21 protein-coding genes are annotated in these 19,527 nt (G+C 69.9%); 11 read left to right on the forward strand and 10 right to left on the reverse strand.

Annotated elements, in window-relative coordinates; genetic code table 11:
• Positions 1–6: 6 nt before the first annotated feature.
• From ACWGI2_RS28450 to ACWGI2_RS28465, 4 genes are all read right to left on the reverse strand, one after another.
• On the reverse strand, positions 7–426 hold the full coding sequence (locus tag ACWGI2_RS28450; protein ID WP_453400848.1) for a helix-turn-helix transcriptional regulator: 420 nt from the start codon (positions 424–426) through the stop codon (positions 7–9).
• A gap of 47 nt (positions 427–473) precedes the next feature.
• Positions 474–986 carry a hypothetical protein gene (locus tag ACWGI2_RS28455; RefSeq protein ID WP_453698382.1) on the reverse strand — a complete coding sequence of 171 codons (513 nt, stop codon included), beginning with the start codon at positions 984–986 and terminating at the stop codon, positions 474–476.
• 66 nt (positions 987–1,052) lie between these two features.
• Positions 1,053–1,475 (reverse strand): hypothetical protein, encoded by a 423-nt coding sequence (locus ACWGI2_RS28460; protein WP_453698383.1) that lies wholly within the window; start codon positions 1,473–1,475, stop codon positions 1,053–1,055.
• 332 nt (positions 1,476–1,807) lie between these two features.
• Positions 1,808–2,491 carry a TetR/AcrR family transcriptional regulator gene (locus ACWGI2_RS28465; RefSeq protein WP_453698385.1) on the reverse strand — a complete coding sequence of 228 codons (684 nt, stop codon included), beginning with the start codon at positions 2,489–2,491 and terminating at the stop codon, positions 1,808–1,810.
• Between the two features lie 53 nt (positions 2,492–2,544).
• On the opposite strand from ACWGI2_RS28465, the gene ACWGI2_RS28470 reads away from it, so the two are divergent.
• The 4 genes from ACWGI2_RS28470 to ACWGI2_RS28485 all read left to right on the forward strand — a co-directional run bounded on the left by ACWGI2_RS28470 (position 2,545) and on the right by ACWGI2_RS28485 (position 5,362).
• Positions 2,545–3,669 carry an FAD-dependent oxidoreductase gene (locus ACWGI2_RS28470; RefSeq protein ID WP_453698387.1) on the forward strand — a complete coding sequence of 375 codons (1,125 nt, stop codon included), beginning with the start codon at positions 2,545–2,547 and terminating at the stop codon, positions 3,667–3,669.
• A 119-nt stretch (positions 3,670–3,788) separates the two neighbouring features.
• Positions 3,789–4,283 carry a helix-turn-helix domain-containing protein gene (locus tag ACWGI2_RS28475; protein ID WP_453698389.1) on the forward strand — a complete coding sequence of 165 codons (495 nt, stop codon included), beginning with the start codon at positions 3,789–3,791 and terminating at the stop codon, positions 4,281–4,283.
• A gap of 24 nt (positions 4,284–4,307) precedes the next feature.
• Positions 4,308–4,898, forward strand: a complete 591-nt coding sequence (locus ACWGI2_RS28480; RefSeq protein WP_453698390.1) for a hypothetical protein — start codon at positions 4,308–4,310, stop codon at positions 4,896–4,898.
• 125 nt (positions 4,899–5,023) lie between these two features.
• Entirely contained in the window at positions 5,024–5,362 is a 339-nt protein-coding gene (locus tag ACWGI2_RS28485; RefSeq protein ID WP_160505813.1) for a DUF2516 family protein, read from the forward strand.
• Positions 5,363–5,392: 30 nt separating this feature from the next.
• Here ACWGI2_RS28485 and ACWGI2_RS28490 read toward each other — a convergent pair whose 3' ends face one another.
• The 3 genes from ACWGI2_RS28490 to ACWGI2_RS28500 form a co-directional block, all read right to left on the reverse strand.
• Entirely contained in the window at positions 5,393–6,760 is a 1,368-nt protein-coding gene (locus ACWGI2_RS28490) for a SpoIIE family protein phosphatase (RefSeq protein WP_453698392.1), read from the reverse strand.
• Between the two features lie 277 nt (positions 6,761–7,037).
• Positions 7,038–8,087, reverse strand: coding sequence for an NlpC/P60 family protein (locus tag ACWGI2_RS28495; protein ID WP_453698394.1), 1,050 nt, complete (start codon positions 8,085–8,087; stop codon positions 7,038–7,040).
• Positions 8,088–8,303: 216 nt separating this feature from the next.
• Entirely contained in the window at positions 8,304–9,101 is a 798-nt protein-coding gene (locus ACWGI2_RS28500) for a class I SAM-dependent methyltransferase (RefSeq protein WP_453698395.1), read from the reverse strand.
• Positions 9,102–9,288: 187 nt separating this feature from the next.
• On the opposite strand from ACWGI2_RS28500, the gene mshA reads away from it, so the two are divergent.
• The 5 genes from mshA to ACWGI2_RS28525 all read left to right on the forward strand — a co-directional run bounded on the left by mshA (position 9,289) and on the right by ACWGI2_RS28525 (position 13,728).
• The gene (mshA, locus tag ACWGI2_RS28505; protein ID WP_453400751.1) at positions 9,289–10,635 is read left to right on the forward strand and encodes a D-inositol-3-phosphate glycosyltransferase; all 1,347 of its coding nucleotides are present in this window, start codon (positions 9,289–9,291) and stop codon (positions 10,633–10,635) included.
• Complete coding sequence (locus ACWGI2_RS28510; protein ID WP_453698396.1) at positions 10,628–11,125, forward strand: YbjN domain-containing protein; 498 nt, start codon at positions 10,628–10,630, stop codon at positions 11,123–11,125. The genes mshA and ACWGI2_RS28510 overlap by 8 nt, the downstream gene beginning before the upstream one ends.
• A gap of 134 nt (positions 11,126–11,259) precedes the next feature.
• Positions 11,260–12,942, forward strand: coding sequence for a glycosyl hydrolase family 28-related protein (locus ACWGI2_RS28515; protein ID WP_453698398.1), 1,683 nt, complete (start codon positions 11,260–11,262; stop codon positions 12,940–12,942).
• Positions 12,943–13,089: 147 nt separating this feature from the next.
• Positions 13,090–13,299, forward strand: a complete 210-nt coding sequence (locus ACWGI2_RS28520) for a hypothetical protein (protein WP_202121222.1) — start codon at positions 13,090–13,092, stop codon at positions 13,297–13,299.
• A 75-nt stretch (positions 13,300–13,374) separates the two neighbouring features.
• Positions 13,375–13,728 carry a hypothetical protein gene (locus ACWGI2_RS28525; protein WP_453698400.1) on the forward strand — a complete coding sequence of 118 codons (354 nt, stop codon included), beginning with the start codon at positions 13,375–13,377 and terminating at the stop codon, positions 13,726–13,728.
• Positions 13,729–13,851: 123 nt separating this feature from the next.
• On the opposite strand, the gene ACWGI2_RS28530 is transcribed toward ACWGI2_RS28525, so the two are convergent.
• Positions 13,852–14,613 (reverse strand): phosphoglyceromutase, encoded by a 762-nt coding sequence (locus ACWGI2_RS28530; RefSeq protein ID WP_453698401.1) that lies wholly within the window; start codon positions 14,611–14,613, stop codon positions 13,852–13,854.
• Positions 14,614–14,812: 199 nt separating this feature from the next.
• On the opposite strand from ACWGI2_RS28530, the gene ACWGI2_RS28535 reads away from it, so the two are divergent.
• Positions 14,813–16,117 carry an MDR family MFS transporter gene (locus tag ACWGI2_RS28535; protein WP_453698402.1) on the forward strand — a complete coding sequence of 435 codons (1,305 nt, stop codon included), beginning with the start codon at positions 14,813–14,815 and terminating at the stop codon, positions 16,115–16,117.
• Here ACWGI2_RS28535 and ACWGI2_RS28540 read toward each other — a convergent pair.
• Positions 16,107–18,098, reverse strand: a complete 1,992-nt coding sequence (locus ACWGI2_RS28540) for a YncE family protein (RefSeq protein WP_453698404.1) — start codon at positions 18,096–18,098, stop codon at positions 16,107–16,109. The genes ACWGI2_RS28535 and ACWGI2_RS28540 overlap by 11 nt on opposite strands.
• 260 nt (positions 18,099–18,358) lie before the next feature.
• Here ACWGI2_RS28540 and ACWGI2_RS28545 point away from each other — a divergent pair, with 260 nt between their 5' ends.
• Complete coding sequence (locus ACWGI2_RS28545) at positions 18,359–18,517, forward strand: hypothetical protein (protein WP_202121221.1); 159 nt, start codon at positions 18,359–18,361, stop codon at positions 18,515–18,517.
• A gap of 71 nt (positions 18,518–18,588) precedes the next feature.
• Here the strand turns inward: ACWGI2_RS28545 and phoU are convergent, their stop codons facing one another.
• A complete protein-coding gene (gene phoU, locus ACWGI2_RS28550; RefSeq protein ID WP_160510362.1) occupies positions 18,589–19,269 on the reverse strand; it encodes a phosphate signaling complex protein PhoU in 681 nt (226 codons plus the stop codon).
• Positions 19,270–19,527: the final 258 nt, after the last annotated feature.

Below are 19,527 nucleotides of genomic sequence, written 5' to 3' on the forward strand. Positions count from 1 at the left end.
ACGACGCTACGGACCGGCGTCGGGTTTCGCTTCTCCGTTCCTGATCGGACGGGTGCGGATCTTGGTGATGCAGGCAGGGATGTCGGCGCTGTCACCGTGGTCGCGGGCGCGGTACGCGCTCGGGCTCTCGCCGACGAGTTCGGTGAACCGTGAGCTGAAAGAGCCGAGCGACGTACAGCCGACCGCCATGCAGACATCCGTCACCGACAGGTCCCCGCGCCGCAGGAGCGCCTTGGCACGCTCGATCCTGCGGGTCATGAGGTAGCTGTACGGCGTCTCTCCGTAGGCGGCGCGGAAGCTGCGCGAGAAGTGCCCCGGCGACATGAGGGCGTCCCGGGCCAGCGCAGGGACGTCCAGGGGCTCCGCGTAGTCGCGGTCCATCCGGTCACGGGCCTTGCGCAGGCGGACGAGGTCGGGGAGAGACACAGGCACATGAGGAACGTTACCGACCGCCGGGAGAAGCGGGGCGGGGGTCAGGCCGCGGGGCAGAGCTCGGCGGGGGCCACGGGCGCGTGTACGGGGTGCAGGGTGCGGGGGGTACGGGCGGTGGCCGTGGCCTGCGAGCGGGTGCGGGCGAAGACGACGAGCCGCAGCACGGCGAACCGCGCGACGCCGGCCAGGGCGGAGGCGGACAGGTAGACGACCTGTTCGAGCACCGCGCCGGGCGCCGCCACCAGCTCCTGTAGGACCAGCATCGCCAGGCAGGTCACCGCGTACGCGGCCGCCGCGGACCCGGCCGACTGCGCGTGCTGACGTCCGGTCGCACGCCCGCCCGCGCCGAAGGTGAAGCGGGCGTGCAACTCGGTGGCCAGGAGCGTGGAGACCACGGTGATCAGGGCGTTGGCCAGGGCCCAGGGGATCCAGGAGGCGAGGGCCGCCACGGCGAAGCTGGAGGCGACTCCGACCCCGCCGCCGCAGAGCACGAAGCGGGCGAAGGCGGTGAAGGCGCCGGGTGCCGCCGCCCGCGGACTCTGTGCTGTCTCCATGATCCGACCCCTCCCTGGCTGTCCCCAGGCTGTTCCCTGGCTGTCTCGGTTGGCTCTACGGCTCACTCAGGCGGCGTCGAGGGCCGCAGCGTCGAGGGCCTTGGTGATCTTGCGGGTCATCTCGACGACGGTGGGGCTCGGCGCACCCCGGTGGGGGCGGGCGGCCGCTTCGAGGGCGACGACGACGGTGCCGCGGAAGTTGTCGGCCTCGGCCGGGTCCTGCTTGCCGAGCAGGTCCATCGCGGCGGTCAGGGCGGGCAGCACGTGGTCGGCGAGCTCGGCGACGGACTTGCCGTGCAGCTTGATGTCCTTGCTGCTCCCGGCCAGCACGTGGCCGATCGGGCCGGTCGCCGAGGCCAGGGCGATGCTGCCGTGGGTGGCGGCCTTGTGGGGCGAGCCGGCGGCGTCGGCGGCGGCAAGCAGCGAGACGGCGCCGTACGCGGCGGTCCGCAGGGTGGCCTTGTCCTGGTTGGTGAGGGCGAGAGACATCGCGGCTGCTCCTTCTGATTGCTCGGACCTGGTGGCTCGGGCCCGATCGCTTGGCCTTGCTCCGTTTCGGTGACGCCATAGTGGCACACGAGTGGTGCCATGTCGAGTCATCTTTGGCGTCACGTGTGGCGCAGTAGGCGTCACAGGTTGGCTCCGGCCCGTAAACTCGCAGGTCGGATGGCTGCCCCACTCTGGCGCCAGGTGGCATCAAGTCATCGAGGGGCGACGGGCGAGGGCTGGAGGGTTGGAGGACCGGACGGCCGGAGGGCTGGCCCGGTCGGCTCAGGGGCTCAGGGGCTCGGCGGCTGAGCGCCAGGTCGGCCAGGCGTCGGCTATCGGGTGAGTTTGATGGCCACGGCGTCGAGGACCCAGTCCAGGCCGGTTGCGAAGGATGTCTCGGCGTCCACGTCCGTGCCGTCGTACACGGCCTTGGCCAGCGCCGGGAAGTGGCCGGTGGCCAGCATCCTCGTCACGTGCGGGCCGTGGGCGCGCTGCCAGTCGTGCTGGGACAGGCCCGTGGCGCGCTCGGCCCGCAGGTTCGCGATCTCGCGCCTGATCGCGCCGATGAAGTAGGCGCTGACCGTGTCCACGGCGCGCATGACGGTGTCGACATCGGCGATGCCGTCGAAGGCGGCCAGCGTGGCCTCGGTCACGGCGAGGCCGTTCGGACCCAGGGTCGGGCGACCGCCGAGCAGGTCGGCCAGCCATTCGTGGCGGAGGGCGGACTGCCTGGTGAGCTGGGCGAGGACGCGCAAGGCCTCCCGCCAGTCACCGGGCTGCTCCTCGGGGAAGGTCTCGGCCTGGACCTCGTCCACCATGAGGTCGAACAGCTCCTCCTTGGTGGAGATGTACCGGTACAGCCGCATCGGACCGGCGTCCAGGCGGGCCGCGACCTTGCGCACCGAAACTGCCTCAAGGCCGCCCTCGTCGGCCAGCGCGATGGCGGCGGCGACGATCCGCTCCCGGTCGAGCGGCACGGGGCGGTTCGGCGGCTCCGGCCGGTCCCAGACAGTCATGCTCACACCGTACCGTTGCGATACGGCGTATATGAGCAATACACTGTATCGGCATGAGACACCGAATCGCAGTGGTCGGGAGCGGCCCTGCCGGCCTCGCCTTCGCCCGCGTCCTGCACCGCCACGGCCACCCCGTCACCGTCCTCGAACGCGATCCCGCCCCCGACGCCCGGCCCCCGGGCGGCACGCTGGACCTGCACGAAGAGCTGGGTCAGCTCGCGCTGGACAAGGCGGGGCTGCTGGCGGAGTTCCAGACGCTGTCCCGCCCCGAGGGGCAGGCCATGCGCATCCTGGACACGGACGGAACCGTCCTGCGTGACTGGCGACCCGGTCCGGATGACCGGGCAAATCCAGAGATCGACCGCGGGCAACTCCGTGACCTGCTCCTGGCCCCCCTAGACGTCCAGTGGGGCCGGGGCGTGAAGCAGGTGGCGCCGGGGGCCCGGGATGGCGTACTGGTCCATTTCGAGGACGGGCGGCAGGAGGTGTTCGACCTCGTGGTCGGCGCGGACGGCGCCTGGTCCCGGATCCGCCCGGCGGTCTCGTCGGTGACGCCGCACTACACCGGCGTCACCTTGATCGAGACCTCCCTCGACGACGTCGACACCCGCCACCCCGACCTCGCCCGGTTGATCGGCGACGGTTCCGTAGCCGCGTACGGCGTGAACCGAGCTCTCGTAGCCCAGCGCAACAGCGGCGGTCACGCCAAGGTGTACGCCCAGTTCCGCGCACCGCTGGACTGGCACACGGACCTGGACCTGGACCTGGCCGACGCCGAGGCCGTGCGATCGAGCCTGCTGGCTCTGTTCGACGGCTGGGCCGCTCCCGTCCTCGACCTCCTCCGCCACGGCGCCGCGTTCGTCCACCGCCCCCTCTACGTCCTGCCCGTGTCCCACACCTGGACCCACGTCCCCGGTGTGACGCTGCTGGGCGACGCCGCCCACCTGATGCCCCCCTTGGGCGCGGGCGCGAACCTCGCGATGCTGGAAGGCGCCGAACTCGCCGAGGCCATCGCCACCGGCCCCGAAGATCTGGACGAGGCCGTCCGCGCCTTCGAGGAACGGATGTGGGCACGGGCCGGCAGGTGGGCCAAGATCACGACAGCCGGCCTGGAACGCCTCGTGAGCCCGGACCCCACGGAAGCCCTCACCCTCTTCGACCAAGTCCAGCCATCCTGAAGGGGCTTGGTCCAGCCACGCTTCGCGCGAGTAGCCGCGAGTAGTCGCGAATAGTGGCGTGGCGCACTTTTGCAAGCAGGCGCTTGCAATAGTTAGCAAGGAGCGTGCACTATCGACGCATGGCATCACTCAACGTCGGCAATCTCGGTGAGTACCTGCGTGAGCAGCGGCGCAACGCGCAGCTCTCGCTGAGGCAGCTCGCCGACGCCGCCGGGGTGTCCAATCCGTATCTGAGCCAGATCGAGCGCGGCCTGCGCAAGCCGAGTGCCGAAGTGCTGCAACAGGTGGCCAAGGCGCTGCGGATCTCCGCCGAGACGCTCTATGTCCGGGCCGGGATCCTCGACGAGAAGGAGCGGGACGAGCTGGAGACGCGCGCCGTCATCCTCGCCGACCCCTCCATCAACGAGCGGCAGAAGCAGGTCCTGTTGCAGATCTATGAGTCGTTCAGAAGAGAGAACGGCTTCGAGGTCTCGGAGTACGCGGACGACGCGTCGTTCGTGGACGTGGACGAGGCCTCGTACGCAGATGACGTGGACGCCACCGCTGACGGCCCCCGCACGGCCGACGGCAGTGATGCCAGCCCGAAGGACCCCAAGGACCATCCCTCAAGCTGACGCGAATCCGGGAGGACCATCGCCATGGCCATCAAGGACGACCTGCGCAACACCCTCACCGACACCACCCCCGCCTACTTCGTCGTCGGCACCGCCGACCTGGCGTTCCAGCAGGCGAAGAAGGTGCCGGGCGCCATCGAGCAGCTGATCGCCGAGGCGCCGGCCCGTATCGACGCCGTGCGCAACACCGACACCAAGGCCGTCCAGGACAAGGCCGTCGCCCGCGCCAAGGAGGCGCAGGAGACCATCCAGGCCAGGGTCACCGAGCTGTTCGGCACCCTCGACACGGACCTGAAGAAGCTGACCGAGAGCGCTCAGGGCCTTGCCCTCAGCTCCGTCGGCGTCGCCGCCGAGTACGCCGTGAAGGCGCGCGAGAAGTACGAAGAGGTCGCCGAGCACGGCGAGCAGGCCGTGCGCACCTGGCGCGGCGAGGCCGCCGAGGAGATCACCGAGCTGGCCGTGGCCGTCGAGCCGGACGCCGAGGAGAAGTCGGCATCCGCAGAGTCGGGGACCGAGCCGAAGGCCGCCGCCGCTCCGGCGAAGAAGCCCGCCGCCAAGAAGGCCCCGGCCGCCCGCAAGCCGGTGGCGAAGAAGACCACGCCGCCCGCCAAGTAGGCGCGCGGTACGGCGGTTGTCATGTGGAGGGGCCGGGCACTCTCGAAGTGCCCGGCCCGTTCTCCGGGTAGCGGGTACGGTGTCCGCGTACTCAAGAGCCGAGACTGGTGGTGGACGTTGTGCTGATGCAGGGGTTCGCAAACTTCATGTGGCTGCTGTCGTTGGCGCTGATCGTCTTCAGCGGCTTCGCGCTCGTGGACGCGGCGATCCGTCGTGAGGACGCCTATCGAGCGGCGGACAAGAAGACCAAGCCGTTCTGGCTGATCATCCTCGGGCTCGCCTTCATCGTGAACCTGATCTTCAACATCCTGTCGTTCCTGCCGATCATCGGGCTCATCGCGACCATCGTCTACATGGTCGACGTGCGGCCCGCGCTGCGGCAGATCACCGGCGGCGGTGGCGGCGGCGGACGCCGCGGTTCGAGCAGCGACGGTCCTTACGGTCCGTACAACGGCGGCCGCTGACCACCAGCCCTGTCTACCGGTCAGCCCTGGCTAGCGGTCGCGGTCCAGGAGCAGTACGGCCACGTCGTCCGTCAGGTCCCCGCCGTTGAGTTCACGCACCTCGTTCACCGCGGCCTCGAGCAGCTCGTCGCCGCGCAGGCCCGCCGCGATCTGGCGGCGGAGCATCTCCACCATGCCGTCCTGGCCCAGACGCTGGTTGCCCTGGCCGATGCGCCCCTCGATCAGGCCGTCCGTGTAGAGCATCAGGCTCCACTTGCCGCCGAGCTCCACCTGGCGGCGCGGCCAGCGGGCGTTCGGCAGGAGTCCGAGCGCCGGGCCGTTGTTCTCGTACGGCAGCAGCTCGGCGAGGTGGCCGTCGCGGGCGATCAGCGGTGACGGGTGGCCCGCCAGGCAGAGCCCGGCCCGGCGGCCGTCCGGGGCGATGTCGACCGTGCAGAGCGTCGCGAAGATCTCATCGTCGGCGCGCTCGTGCTCCAGGACCTTCTGGAGCGTGCTGAGCAGCTCGTCGCCGCACAGGCCCGCGAAGGTCAGCGTCCGCCAGGCGATGCGCAGCTCGACACCGAGCGCCGCCTCGTCGGGGCCGTGGCCGCAGACATCGCCGATCATGACGTGCACGGAACCGTCGGGGGTGCGCACCGTGTCGTAGAAATCGCCGCCGAGCAGCGCCCGTGAACGCCCCGGGCGGTAGCGCGCGGCGAACCGCAGCGGTGATCCGTCCAGGAGCGGCGTCGGCAGCAGGCCGCGCTCCAGACGGGCGTTCTCCTGGGCCCGAAGCCGCGACTCCGTCAGCTGGCGCTGGGCGGCGTCCGCACGCTTGCGCTCCACGGCGTACCGGATGGCGCGGCTCAGGAGCCGTCCGTCCAGCTCGTCACGGAAGAGATAGTCCTGGGCGCCGACCCGCACGGCCTCCGCGCCGCCCTCGGTGTCGCCGCTCGCGGTGAGCGCGAGGACGGCGTGCCGGGGTGCGAGGCGCAGGACGTGCTTGAGCGTGGCGAGCTCGTCCTCCTCCTCTTCGGGGGTGGCGGCGGGGACGGCCAGGGCCAGGTCGAGCAGGATGCAGTGCACGTCGTCGGTGAGCAGCCGCTCGGCCTCGGTGAGGTTGCGGGCGGTGCGGACCCTGATGGGCTTGCCCGCTGAGTCGAGCATCTGGGGGACGCTCAGGGAGCCCACCGGGTCGTCCTCGATCACCAGGAGGCTGAGGCCGGGGCCGCTCGCCTGCTGGTCCGTGTTCCTGGACGACTGTTCGGGCTCTACGGCATCTGCCGGCTCTACGGTCTCTACGGGCGTGGGTACGGGTGCGGGCGCCCGCACGGGTGCGGGCGTCGGCGTCGGCAGAGCGTGAGCCTGACCGCCTTCCGCGGCCGGGATCGCCCTCTGCCGCGGTATGGGTACGGGCATGGCTTCGGTTTCCTTCCCTCCCCCCGAGGGCATGGTGGATCGACGGTCGAACGCTCCACCGACGGGGACCATAGCGTTAGCCGAGGCCCGATTGGAATGGCGCACGGAAAACAGCCACCGTCATATGCCGCATCATGGACCGCAATTGGGCACGACCGGCCCCGACAGGGATGACGAACATCACGCCGGAAGGGTTGAGAGGCGGGTCGAGGGTGCGGTGGGTCACATGACGTACGGCACAGACCGGCCGTTCACCTGACACACCGCACGGGAGCGGTCACTTGTCGGGCCGCACGACCCCGAGAATCTTCATCGATCCCGCGCCCGCGACGGTGACATCACGCCCCGGCCGTGGCGCGTGCACGATGGCGCCGTCGCCCACGTACATCCCGACGTGGCTGGCGTCCGCGTGGTAAATGATCAGGTCGCCGGGGCGCATGTTCTTGATGTCGACGCGCGGCAGCTGCTTCCACTGCTCCTGTGACGTACGCGGAATGCCCTTGCCCGCCGCGGCCCAGGCCTTGGACGTGAGTCCGGAGCAGTCGTACGAGGACGGGCCCTCCGCGCCCCAGACGTACGGCTTGCCGATCTGCGCGGTGGCGAACTCGATGGCCTTCTCGCCCGGACCGGTCGCCTTGCCCTTGATGTCCTTCAGGACGCCCGAACTCACCCACGCCGACTGCTTCTTGAGCTGGGCCTCCTCCTCGAGCTTCCGGAGCCGTTCGAGCTCCTTCTTCTCGAGCTTCGACTCCATCTCCTCGGCGGCCGCGATCTTCTTCTTGATCTTCTTCTTCGACTCGGCCTTCGCCTTGCGGTTGGCTTCCAGCTTCTTCCACTGGGCGGTGGCGTCCTTGGCGTAGATCCGCAGGTCTTCCTGCGTCCGCTCCATCTCGGTCATCATGCCCTTGGTGGCCTTCTGGCCCTCCCGCATCCGCCCGGCGCCGTCCAGGAACTCCTGGGGGTTCTCGCTCAGCATCAACTGGGCCTCGGACGACACCCCGCCGCTGCGGTACTGGGCGCGGGCGGCGGCGCCCGCGCGGGACTTGAGCTTGTCCAGCTTCCGCTGGCCGTCGGTGATGGAGCGGGCGAGCTTCACGATCTGCTTGGACTGCTTCTCGCTCTTCTCTTCCGCCGCGTTGTACGCGTCCGTGGCGACGCCCGCGTCGTGATAGAGCTTCTCGATCTCCTTGCGCAGGTCCTCAAGGGACTTGGTCTTGCCGGGCGTTGGCTTCGCCGGACTCGCGTAGGCCGCGCCCGGTGCGCTCAGCACCACTGCCGCGCAGATCAGCGCCAGGCCAGCCACAGTCGAACTCCGCTTGCCGGTCACGTCCGCCTCCCCCAGAACTGATTTACCGTCAGTAACTTACGAGTGCACCGGGGATGGTGCCACGCCGACGCGCAATGCGACAGAGCGCGGCGGCAACTCCGATCCCCACCGCCCCATGTGACGAACGGCACTCGTAGATCGTTCCCTTCGCGGCGCGCCGCACGCGGAGTTCACCCCGTGCCGCCTCGCGAATTCACCCGTAGGCACCCCGCGCGTTCACCCCTGGCGTGGCGCCAACGCTCCCCACGGCACCGTCACTTCGCCCTGCCGCCACCGCGCGGGGCGGTCCGCCACCGGCCAGTCCGCCGCCAGGTCCCGCACCGCCCTGATCCACCGCTGCCGCGCGCCGTACGAGGCGTAGGGAGCGGCGGCGGCCCAGGCGCGGTCGAAGTCGCGCAGGAACGCGTGCACCGGCTCGCCCGGCACGTTCCGGTGGATCAGCGCCTTGGGCAGGCGTTCGGCGAGGTCGGACGGCCGGTCGAGCGATCCGAGGCGGGTCGCGAAGGTCACGGTGCGCGGACCCTCGGGCCCGAGCGCGACCCAGACGTGCCGCCGCCCGATCTCGTCGCACGTCCCCTCGACGAGCAGCCCGCCCGGCGCGAGCCGCCCGCACAGCCGTTCCCACACGGCGGCGACCTGTTCCTCGTCGTACTGCCGGAGCACGTTCGCGGCCCGGATCAGCGAGGGGCTGCCCAGCAGCGGGATCTCGAAGCCGCCGTGCCGGAAGGAGAGCCCTTCCCTCTCGTACGGCTTCGCGGCCGCGACCCGCGCCGGATCGATCTCGACGCCGACCACGCGCGCGTGCGGGGCCGCGGTTCTGAGCCGCAGGAGCAGCTCGACGGCCGTCCAGGGGGCGGCCCCGTAGCCGAGGTCGACGGCGAGGGGATCGGCGGAACGTCGCAGCTCGGCGCCGTGCGTGGCGGCGATCCAGCGGTCCATGCGGCGCAGGCGGTTGGGGTTGGTGGTCCCGCGCGTCACCGTTCCCACGGGGCGGGAAGGAGTGCGGGAGGCCATGGGCAAAAGGGTATGCGCCGCGGCGGCCGGGGTACTCGCCGAGCCGCGCGAGGGCATCGGTTGAGCGTTGGCCGGTAATGATTTGGCAAAGAGGAAATGGAGTTGCGCCTTCCGGTGTTCTCCCTCTGGAGGACCGTGCACGCCCTCCCTTAAGCCATGCCCGCGCGCGCACAAGGAGGACCGCCACGTGAGCCAGTACGTGACCAGGCTCGGCCGTCGCTCGCCGGCAGCGCCGAGCAGGCTCCGGATCCCGGGCACGCACCGGCGCCCCCGCCGCGTGGCCATGCTCAGCGTGCACACGTCCCCGCTGCACCAGCCGGGCACGGGCGACGCGGGCGGCATGAACGTCTACATCGTGGAGCTGGCCAAGCGCCTCGCGGCCATCAACATCGAGGTGGAGATCTTCACGCGCTCGACGACGGGCGCGCTGCCGCCGGCCGTCGAACTCTCCCCGGGCGTCCTCGTGCGCCACGTGGACGCGGGGCCGTACGAAGGCCTGGCGAAGGAGGAGCTGCCCGCCCAGCTCTGTGCCTTCACGCACGGCGTGATGCAGGCGTGGGCGGGCCACCGCCCCGGCCACTACGACCTGGTCCACTCCCACTACTGGCTCAGCGGCCATGTCGGCTGGCTCGCCGCCGAGCGCTGGGGCGTGCCGCTGGTGCACGCCATGCACACGATGGCCAAGGTCAAGAACGCGGCGCTCGCGGAGGGCGACACCCCGGAGCCCGCGGCGCGCGTGATCGGTGAGACGCAGATCGTGCGGGCGGCCGACCGCCTGATCGCCAACACCTCCGAAGAGGCCGACGAGCTCGTACGGCACTACGAAGCCGACGCGGGCAAGGTCGCCGTCGTCCACCCCGGCGTGAACCTCGACCGCTTCCGCCCCGCCGACGGCCGCGCGGCGGCCCGCCAACGCCTCGGCCTCCCGCAGGACGCCCTGGTCCCGCTCTTCGCGGGCCGTATCCAGCCCCTGAAGGCGCCGGACGTCCTGCTCCGCGCGGTCGCGGTCCTCCTCGACCAGCGCCCCGAGCTCCGCTCGAACATCGTCGTCCCCGTGGTGGGCGGCCCGAGCGGCAGCGGCCTCGCGAAGCCGGAGGGGCTCCAGAAGCTGGCCGCGAGGCTGGGCATCGCGGACGTGGTCCGCTTCCAGCCGCCGGTGGGCCAGGAGCAGCTCGCGGACTGGTTCAGGGCGGCCTCGGTCCTGGTGATGCCTTCGTACAGCGAGTCGTTCGGCCTGGTGGCCATAGAGGCCCAGGCGGCGGGCACCCCGGTCTTGGCGGCATCGGTGGGCGGTCTGCCGGTCGCCGTACGCGACGGGGTGACGGGCTTCTTGATCGACGGCCACGAACCGGACCACTACGCGCGCGTGCTGCGCGATTTCGCCGAGACCCCGCACCTCGTGGACCGCATGGGCGAGGCGGCCGCCCGGCACGCGGAATCCTTCGGCTGGGACACGGCCGCGTCGGCCACGGCGGACGTGTACACGGCAGCCGTGCATGAGTACCGGCGTCGCGTACGCTCGCATCATGGCTGATGAGGCGGGCGCGGCGGAGATCATCGAGGGGACGCTGACAGAGGCGGACCTGGAGTGGGAGAGCCCGGAGCCGGGCTCGTACGTGGTGAAGCTGCCCGGCACGCGCAAACTCTCGACGACCCTCTCCGTGAAGCTCGGCAAGCACGCGCTGTCGCTGACGGCGTTCGTGATCCGGCACCCCGAGGAGAACCACGAAGCGGTGCACCGCTGGCTCCTGGAGCGGAACCTGCGCCTGTACGGCGTGAGTTACGCGATCGACTCCCTCGGCGACATCTACCTCACCGCGAAGCTCCCGCTCGCGGCGGTCACCCCGGACGAGCTTGACCGCCTGCTCGGCTCGGTCCTGGAGAACGCGGACGGCTCCTTCAACACGCTCCTGGAGCTGGGATTCGCCTCGGCGATCCGCAAGGAGTACGCGTGGCGGGTGTCGCGGGGCGAGTCCACGCGCAACCTGGACGCGTTCACTCACCTGACCCGGCCGCGGGGCTGAGCCGCAGAGCTAACAGAGCCAAGAGGCTTAGTACGACTCTCAGTACGACTCCTTCCCCGTACGGGGTCCCCGTGGCATGCTCGCGCCCATCGCAGACATGAATGGCGTTCACATCCATGGAAGGTGGCGGCGGCATGGGCACGGGCATGGGCACGGAACACCCCAGCAGACGTGGCGTACTCGGCGGCGCGATTGCCGTGGCGGCGGTCGCCGCGACCGGCGGGGCGGCGGCACAGGCGCACACGGGGGCAGGCGAGGTGGCCGAAACCCCCACCCTCTGGCGGGAGTTCAGGGCGACCCCGTACACGCACCCCCAGATCCCCTACGTAGCCCGCGCGGGCGCCCGCTCCGGCATCCGCCGCCTCCCCCGCCCCAAGGTGATCGCGAACGTAAGGGACTACGGAGCGAGGCCGGACGGAACGCAGGACGCGGCCCCGGCGATCAACCGTGCCCTGGCCGAAGCGGGGGAGCGCGGCGGCGGCACGGTGCTCGTCCCGCCCGGCAGGTACCGCATCGACGACATCATCCGCATAGCCCACGACAACGTGGTGCTTCGTGGGGCGGGAAGCGCCCGCACCACCCTCCACGCGACGAAGAACCTCACGCAACTGATCGGCCCCTACGGCTCCCGCTACGGCGGCGACAAGTCGAGCTGGTCCTGGGCCGGCGGCCTCATCTGGCTCTGCCCGCAGCCTCGTTGGGAGTCGCTGACGACGGCCATCAGGGCGAAGGCGTGGCCCTTCGAGGGCTGGACGGGAAACAAGCGCGACGAGTGGGAAACGCTCACGACCACAGGCACCGCGAGCCGAGGCGACCGCACCCTGAGGGTCGCGGACACCTCCCGCCTCCACAAGGGCGACCTGGTGCTCCTGCGCCTCGCGGACGAGGCCGGCCACACACTTCTGGAGCACATGGCGGGCGGGGGCGAGGGCCCGGAGGCGTACACCTGGGACGACAAGACGAAGCTGACGTCGTACGTCCCGTACGAGTGGCCGGTACGGATCACTTCAGTAAAGAAGAGCACGGTCACCCTGGAACGCCCGCTCCCCCTGGACGTGCGCCCTGAGTGGGACCCGCGACTGACGACACACGTAAAAGCACTGACGGGCGCGGGAGTCGAAGCGCTGACGCTGGAAGCAGTCGAGACGCCCCAATCCCCCCACCTCCTGGACAAGGGCTACAACGGGGTCACGTTCCAGTGCACGTACGACTGCTGGGCGGACGGCATCGTGGTCCGGCACGTGGACAACGGCTTCGGCCTGGTGAGCGCCTCGGCCTGCACCCTGCGCCGCACAGGGGTCACCGGCCGGGGATCGCACCACCCGTACTTCTGCCGGGAGGGCTCGCACGACAACCTGATCGAGGACTTCCGTATAGCCCGGCGCACGACCCCGGCGCCCTCGGGCACCCAGCTCCACGGCATCAACGTAGAGGGCCTGTCCTCCTACAACGTCTGGTCCCGGGGCGAGATGGGGATGGGCACCTTCGACAGTCACAGAGGCATGCCCTTCGCGAACGTCCGCACGGACATCACGGTCGACAACAACGGCCGCCACGGGGGAGACGCCAGCGCGGGCCCTCTCTTCGGAGCCCGCTTCACGCACTGGAACATTCGCGTCACCAACGAGCGCGCGGGCCTGATGAAGATCGACGGCCTGGCCCCGTACAGCGCCACGGTGGGCATCAACGAAGTCCGCGAGTTCGACCAGATCGACGTACCGGACTTCTCCGGAGACCTTCACTCCCGAATCGAGCTCTACGGGACCACGGATACGGTCCGCCCGCGGAACCTGTACGAGGCGCAGAGAGAGCTGTAGCCCTCGACGGTTGGCAAGTCCGCCGATTCGGCCCCGGATGGGCGCTTTGCCGCCAACCCCGCCCAACTGAGTGCCCCCATCACACGGTTCGGGCTACACAGGGGAACTGGAACGTTCTTGCCTGATGGGGGGACCGGCCCAGTGGTGATGACGATCGACCTCGCGGTTCTGCTGGCTGTGGTCATCATCGTGCTGCTGCGCAGACGCGTGGCGCCCAGGACCAAGCTCGACACGGGGATGACCATGGCGGTCGTCCTTGTCTTCGGCGTCCTGATCGCCCCGACCGCCTTCGGCCACTGGATCCTGGACGCGGTGGGCGAGCTCGCCCAGGGGATCTCGGACACGGGCAGCCCGTGACCGAGGGCTGTTGGCGAGCTGTTGGTGCGGTTCCCTAGCGTGGTCCTCGTCCCACTCACACAGATACGGGGAATCATGCGCAAAAAGCTCACGAGTGTCCTGGGTGCCGCAGTACTGACCGGTGCTGTCTTCGCCTCGACTCCCGCGGTCGCTGCTTCGTCTGCTTCACCTGCCGCCTCCGGCGGAGGCTTCGCGGCCGCCGCGTGCCACAAGCAGAAGGCCCAGGAGAGCGTCAAGATCCGTAAGACCAAGAGCGTCAACGGCACTGCTCTCGGACTCGTGCCGAAGGGCAAGATCGTGTGCAAGCTCAAGAACGAGAAGGCACGTCAGTGGTACGACAAGTGCGGCCAGGGCAGCGACCAGTGGAACTACATTAGCTACCGGGGCCTCAAGGGCTGGGTTCCCACCACGTGCGTGGTGAACGTCTAAAGGCCCGCCCCGCACAACGTCTAAAGGCCCGCCCCCGCACAGCGAAGACCCCTCTGCACAGCGAAGAGCCCCCTGCCGACGGGAAAACCCGCAGGCAGGGGGCTCAGCTCATGCAAACGCGGGCTACTTCTTCTTGCCCTGGTTCTTGACCGCCTCGATGGCCGCCTTCGCCGCGTCCGGGTCGAGGTACGTGCCGCCCGGCTTCACGGGCTTGAACTCGGCGTCCAGTTCGTACGCCAGCGGGATGCCCGTCGGGATGTTCAGGCCCGCGATGTCCTCGTCCGAGATGCCGTCCAGGTGCTTGACCAGGGCGCGCAGCGAGTTGCCGTGGGCCGCGACCAGGACCGTCCTGCCCGTCAGGAGGTCCGGGACGATGCCGTCGAACCAGTACGGGAGCATGCGGACGACGACGTCCTTGAGGCACTCCGTCTGCGGGCGCAGCTCCGGCGGGAGCGTCGCGTAGCGCGGGTCCTCGAACTGGGAGTACTCGGCGTCGCGGTCCAGCGGCGGCGGCGGGGTGTCGTACGAGCGGCGCCAGAGCATGAACTGCTCCTCGCCGAACTCGGCCAGCGTCTGCGCCTTGTCCTTGCCCTGGAGTGCGCCGTAGTGGCGCTCGTTCAGGCGCCACGAGCGGTGGACCGGGATCCAGTGGCGGTCGGCGGCCTCCAGGGAGAGCTGCGCGGTGCGGATCGCGCGCTTCTGGAGCGACGTGTGGACCACGTCGGGGAGCAGGCCGGCGTCCTTGAGCAGCTCACCGCCGCGGACCGCCTCCTTCTCGCCCTTCTCGTTGAGATTGACGTCCACCCAGCCGGTGAACAGGTTCTTCGCGTTCCACTCGCTCTCGCCGTGGCGGAGGAGGATCAGCTTGTACGGTGCGTCGGCCATGCCCCTGAGCGTAATCGAACCGCCGGGTGGCCCGCGCGTCCGCCCGTGCCCCGGACAGAGGGCCGGTCGATTGACGGGTTTCGCTAATCCACTGGCTCTCCGGGACAGCCACGTCGTAATGTTCGCTCGGCGCCAGAGACACTTACAGAACACGCTTGCCCGTCTGCCCGAGCCGTGCCTGAACCGTGGGGGAAAACCGATGCCACTCGCCGCCCTGAGACGCGCCGCCAAGGAGTCCGTCTCCGGTCTTCCCCGCGAGTTCTGGTGGTTGTGGACCAGCACCCTCGTCAACCGCCTCGGCGCCTTCGTCGCCACCTTCATGGCGCTCTACCTGACCCTCGACCGCGGCTACTCCGCCACGTACGCCGGCCTGGTCGCCGCCCTGCACGGACTCGGCGGTGTCGTCTCCTCGCTGGGCGCCGGTGTCATGACCGACCGGCTCGGGCGGCGGCCCACCCTCCTCATCGCCCAGACCTCCACCGCGCTCTCCGTCGCCCTCCTCGGCTTCATGAAGGACCCCCTGGCCATCGCGGCCGTCGCCTTCCTCGTCGGCATGGCGAGCAACGCGTCACGGCCCGCCGTCCAGGCGATGATGGCCGACATCGTCCGCCCCGAGGACCGCGTGCGGGCCTTCTCGCTCAACTACTGGGCCATCAACCTCGGGTTCGCGATCTCGTCCGCGGGCGCGGGCTTCATCGCCGAGTTCAGCTATCTCGCCGGGTTCCTCATCGAAGCCGTGATGACCATGGTCTGCGCCATCGTCGTCTTCGTGAAGCTGCCGGAGTCGCGGCCCGTGCGGACCGCCCTCGAGAAGGCGTCAGAACCGGACGTCGGCCTCGGGACCGTCCTGCGTGACGGGCGGTTCATGGGCGTCGTGGGGCTCTCCTTCCTCATCGCGCTGATCTTCCAGCAGGGCGCCGTGGGGCTGCCCGTCGCCATGGGCGAGGCCGGGTTCACGCCCGCCGACTACGGGATGGCCATCGCCGTCAACGGCGTCCTGATCGTCGTACTCCAGATCCCCGTCACGCGGTTCATCGAACACCGCGACCCGCAGCGGCTGTTGGTCGTCTCCGCGCTGCTCGCCGGCTACGGCTTCGGGCTCACCGCCTTCGCCGGGTCCATCGGCGTCTTCGCCCTGACCGTGTGCGTCTGGACCCTCGCCGAGATCGTCAACGCCCCCACCCAGACCGGCCTCGTCGTACGCCTTTCGCCGACCCACGGCAGGGGCCGCTACCAGGGCATGTACACCCTGTCGTGGGCCGTCGCCGCGCTCGTCGCCCCGCTGATGTCCGGCTTCGTCATCGACCGCTTCGGGGCCGAGTGGCTCTGGGGCGCCTGCGCGGTCATCGGCACGGTCGCCGCCCTCGGCTACTGGTCGCTGATGAGGGGGCTCCCGGAGGAGGAGGCCGAGACGGTGGGCGTGGTGCCGACACCCACCGTCCCCACACCCACCGTCCCCGCCCCCGACGCGGTCGCCGACCGCGTCCCTGGTGTCACCGGGTGAAGTTGAGGTACTTCCAGGACCCGTGCGTCGTCGAGTTCACGTTGTCGCCCGACGAACCGTTGATGTACGAGGCGCGCATCCGCGCCCTGATGCCCGACTCGCCGGGAGCCTCCAGGCGCACGGCGGACTTGCCGTTGGTGCCGAGCCTGAAGTACTCGGACGCGCCCGCGGAGCGCCACCTGCCGTCCACGCGCACCTCAAGCTGGAAGCGGTGCTTGCGGCCTTCGTAGTACGTCATCGACGTCGTGAGGACCGGGTCGGTGTTCTTGTGGAAGTAGTGGTACTTCGTGGAGCCGATCGTCCCCGTCTTGTAGTGCTTGGAGACGGCGGTGGAGACCTTCACCTTGGCGTACGCCGTGGACGTGGCCTTCTTCGACGCGTAACGGGCGTCACCCGCGAAGACGGCCGTGACATCCGTGTCGCGCTTCATGTCGACGGTGGCCGACAGGTCGCCGCGGGAGTTCACGACGCCCTTCTTGATCAGCTTGTTGGGCTTGTCGGCGCCGTAGGGGTTGGCCCAGATCTCGACGGTGCGGTTCTTGTACGTGGTGCCGAGGTGCGCGGTGAAGGAGACGTCGGCGCCGTAGGAGTAGACGTTGCCGTTCTTGTTCAGCGTCAGCTTGGTCGTGGAGCGCGAGACGTCGACCGTGTCCGAGCCGGAGGCCGCGGCATGCGCGGCGTCGCCCGCGTACGCGACCTTGTACTTCACCTTGCCGCCCGCGGGCGGGGTGTCGGTGAGCGAGAAGGAACCGTCCGCCTTGGTCTTCACCACGGGCAGCTTCTTGCCGTCGGAGGACTCGATGTCCGTGCGCGTGACGGTCAGTTCGGTCCCTGCGGGCAGCGGCGCCGCCGAGTCGGTGATCTTGCCGGTGACGGTGAGGGACTTGGCGCGCGGGGCCTTCGCGGGGGCCGTGACCGTGAGCTTCGGCAGGGACTTGCCCGGCTCGGTCAGGACCCGCAGCGAGAAGGCGCCCTGGCTGTTCTCGGAGACCGCGAAGAGCCGACTGCCGTCCGGCGCCCATGCGAGGCCGCCGTCGGCGAGGGTGTCGGCGCCGCTGCTGTTGCCGGTGTTCGGGAACTCGTACTCCCGGACCTTGGACCACTTGCCCTGCCGGTAGATGTGCACGTCGGGCGCGTACCAGGAGGAGGTGCCCGCCGCCACGGTGCCGTCCGGGGCGATGTCCACGGCGGTGCCGTAGTCACCGGAGTCGTAGCGGCCCAGGGGGGAGAGGTCCTTGGTGGAGTACACCGGGTGGTAGTACGGGGCGCCGCTGGCCGTGACGATCTGGGTTCCGTCGGGGGAGACCGCGATGTCGTCGAAGAAGCTGCCCTCCACCGACTTGGAGACCTTCAGCTCCGGCTTCGGACCCGACACGTCGTACACGGTCAGGGTGTCGTTGCTGGTCGCCTTCTCACCGGCGACGAGGATGCCGGAATCGGGATCGGAGCCGAGCTCGGGCGCCGCGTAGAAGCTCGCGTCACCGTCCTGGCCGAGCGCGACGACGGGCTCGGCGCCGGAGAGGTCGAGCGAGCCGATGCCGCCCTCGGCGTCCGGGCCGTAGCCGAACCACAGCTTGCCGCTCGCGAGGGCGAGCGTGCGCGGCTTCTCGGCGCCGTCGAGCGCGTAGCTCGCGCTCTGCGTGTACGAGGAGGTCTCCACGGAGACGATGCGGTTGAGGCCCGCCACGGCCGCGTACACCTGGCCGGAGTCGGGCGAGAGCGCGAGGCCCTCGACGTCCGGAAGCCCGTCCAGGGTGGCCTTGACGGCGCCCGCGTAGTCCGTGACGACGATCTTGCCGCCCCTCGGGTCGGAGACGTAGACGCGCTGGTGCTCCCCGTCCACGAGCACGTCACCCGCCGACTTCACGTTCAGGAGCTTCGCCGAGTCCGCCGCGGCCGGGGCCGACGTGACCGCGACCAGGGCCGCGGAGCTGAAGAGGACCGCGAGCGCTGTCGCGGTCGAGATGGTGCGCGTACGCACGGTATGTGACCCCCCACATAAGAAGAACCCAGGTCAGACGCCTGGGCCTTGATCCCCCGTTACAGAGCCCTCACATTAGGCCATCACTGTGAAGGTTGTGGAGAGAGTTTCACGAGTGACTTCCGTGGTGACGGGCCGTGCCACGTCCGGCGCGGCGGGGCAGTCGCGGGGCCTCCGAACGCGCATGTGCGCCGTTGGTGCGCCCCTCTGCAGTGGGCATGGAACGGGCATCAGGCAGTACGCCTTCGAGGAGGAGACCCATGGCCGAGTCCCCCATGACCGAACCCGTCCCCGAGCAGTCGGCGAAGACACCTGGCCTGCCCGAGCTCGTGCTCCTCGGCTCCTGCGGCTGCGGCTCGGGCTGCGGCTGCGGCTGCCAGTCGGGCGGCCCGTGCCAGTGCGGCGGCTGCTGCGGCTGAGCCACGCCCGCAGAACAAAAGGGTGCGCCCCGCACCACCGGCGCGGGGCACACCCCTGCGTACGAACGACCTCAGGCGCCTTCCACGGGCGTCCCGGTCTGCTGCATTTCGTCCGCGTGTTCGCCCGTGACCAGGTAGACGACCCTCTTCGCGACCGACACCGCATGATCCGCGAAGCGCTCGTAGTAGCGGCCCAGGAGCGTCACGTCCACGGCCGTTTCGATGCCGTGCTTCCAGCGGTCGTCCATCAGGTGCTGGAAGAGCGTGCGGTGCAGCAGGTCCATCTCGTCGTCGTCCTGCTCCAGCTGGAGCGCCAGGTCGACGTCCTTCGTGATGATGACCTCCGCCGCCTTGGCCATCAGACGCTGCGCCAGCTGACCCATCTCCAGGATCGTCGCGTGCAGATCCTGCGGAACGGCCGACGCGGGGAAGCGCAGGCGGGTCAGCTTGCCGACGTGCTGGGCGAGGTCGCCCGAGCGCTCCAGGTCGGCGCTCATCCGCAGCGAGGTCACGACGATGCGCAGGTCGGTGGCGACCGGCTGCTGCCGTGCGAGGAGGGCTATCGCGCGCGCCTCCAGCTCGTGCTGCAGATCGTCGACCTTCTGGTCAGCGGCGATCACGCTCTCGGCCATCTTCAGATCGGCGTCGAGCATGGCCGTGGTGGCGCGCCCGATCGCGGACCCGACAAGGCGGGCCATCTCGACCAGGCCTTCGCCGATCGAGTCAAGTTCCTCGTGGTACGCGTCCCGCATGTGGATGTCCCTCTCTAGTACGTCCCGGGGGGTGACCCCCACGCTCCCACGGTGCGGCCCCGACGCGTCCGTTTCCGGCATCCCGAATGAACCGTCCCTGTCACCCAGGTGAACTGTGGGCGACGGGGAGCGCCCCGCCGGGAGCCGCCCCGCCGCGGCCCGGAGTAACCCGTTCAGCCGAAGTGAACCAACACCGTCCCCTCGGTGAACTCTGGGCGACGAGTGTTCGAGCGGGCACCCGGATGGCTGGGGCAGGTG

It is taken from the genome of Streptomyces sp. NPDC054866 (genome assembly GCF_053610745.1).

Bases quoted from the DNA above. Each gene is read 5' to 3' on its own strand.
- ACWGI2_RS28525 (WP_453698400.1), top strand. From the start codon at position 13,375: ATGCGCAAAAAGCTCACGAGTGTCCTGGGTGCCGCAGTACTGACCGGT.
- ACWGI2_RS28545 (WP_202121221.1), top strand. From the start codon at position 18,359: ATGGCCGAGTCCCCCATGACCGAACCCGTCCCCGAGCAGTCGGCGAAG.
- ACWGI2_RS28485 (WP_160505813.1), top strand. From the start codon at position 5,024: ATGCAGGGGTTCGCAAACTTCATGTGGCTGCTGTCGTTGGCGCTGATC.
- ACWGI2_RS28460 (WP_453698383.1), bottom strand. From the start codon at position 1,475: ATGTCTCTCGCCCTCACCAACCAGGACAAGGCCACCCTGCGGACCGCC.
- ACWGI2_RS28455 (WP_453698382.1), bottom strand. From the start codon at position 986: ATGGAGACAGCACAGAGTCCGCGGGCGGCGGCACCCGGCGCCTTCACC.
- phoU (WP_160510362.1), bottom strand. From the start codon at position 19,269: ATGCGGGACGCGTACCACGAGGAACTTGACTCGATCGGCGAAGGCCTG.
- ACWGI2_RS28500 (WP_453698395.1), bottom strand. From the start codon at position 9,101: ATGGCCTCCCGCACTCCTTCCCGCCCCGTGGGAACGGTGACGCGCGGG.
- ACWGI2_RS28465 (WP_453698385.1), bottom strand. From the start codon at position 2,491: ATGACTGTCTGGGACCGGCCGGAGCCGCCGAACCGCCCCGTGCCGCTC.
- ACWGI2_RS28490 (WP_453698392.1), bottom strand. From the start codon at position 6,760: ATGCCCGTACCCATACCGCGGCAGAGGGCGATCCCGGCCGCGGAAGGC.
- ACWGI2_RS28520 (WP_202121222.1), top strand. From the start codon at position 13,090: ATGACGATCGACCTCGCGGTTCTGCTGGCTGTGGTCATCATCGTGCTG.
- ACWGI2_RS28535 (WP_453698402.1), top strand. From the start codon at position 14,813: ATGCCACTCGCCGCCCTGAGACGCGCCGCCAAGGAGTCCGTCTCCGGT.
- ACWGI2_RS28475 (WP_453698389.1), top strand. From the start codon at position 3,789: ATGGCATCACTCAACGTCGGCAATCTCGGTGAGTACCTGCGTGAGCAG.
- ACWGI2_RS28480 (WP_453698390.1), top strand. From the start codon at position 4,308: ATGGCCATCAAGGACGACCTGCGCAACACCCTCACCGACACCACCCCC.
- ACWGI2_RS28515 (WP_453698398.1), top strand. From the start codon at position 11,260: ATGGGCACGGGCATGGGCACGGAACACCCCAGCAGACGTGGCGTACTC.
- ACWGI2_RS28530 (WP_453698401.1), bottom strand. From the start codon at position 14,613: ATGGCCGACGCACCGTACAAGCTGATCCTCCTCCGCCACGGCGAGAGC.
- ACWGI2_RS28510 (WP_453698396.1), top strand. From the start codon at position 10,628: ATGGCTGATGAGGCGGGCGCGGCGGAGATCATCGAGGGGACGCTGACA.
- ACWGI2_RS28470 (WP_453698387.1), top strand. From the start codon at position 2,545: ATGAGACACCGAATCGCAGTGGTCGGGAGCGGCCCTGCCGGCCTCGCC.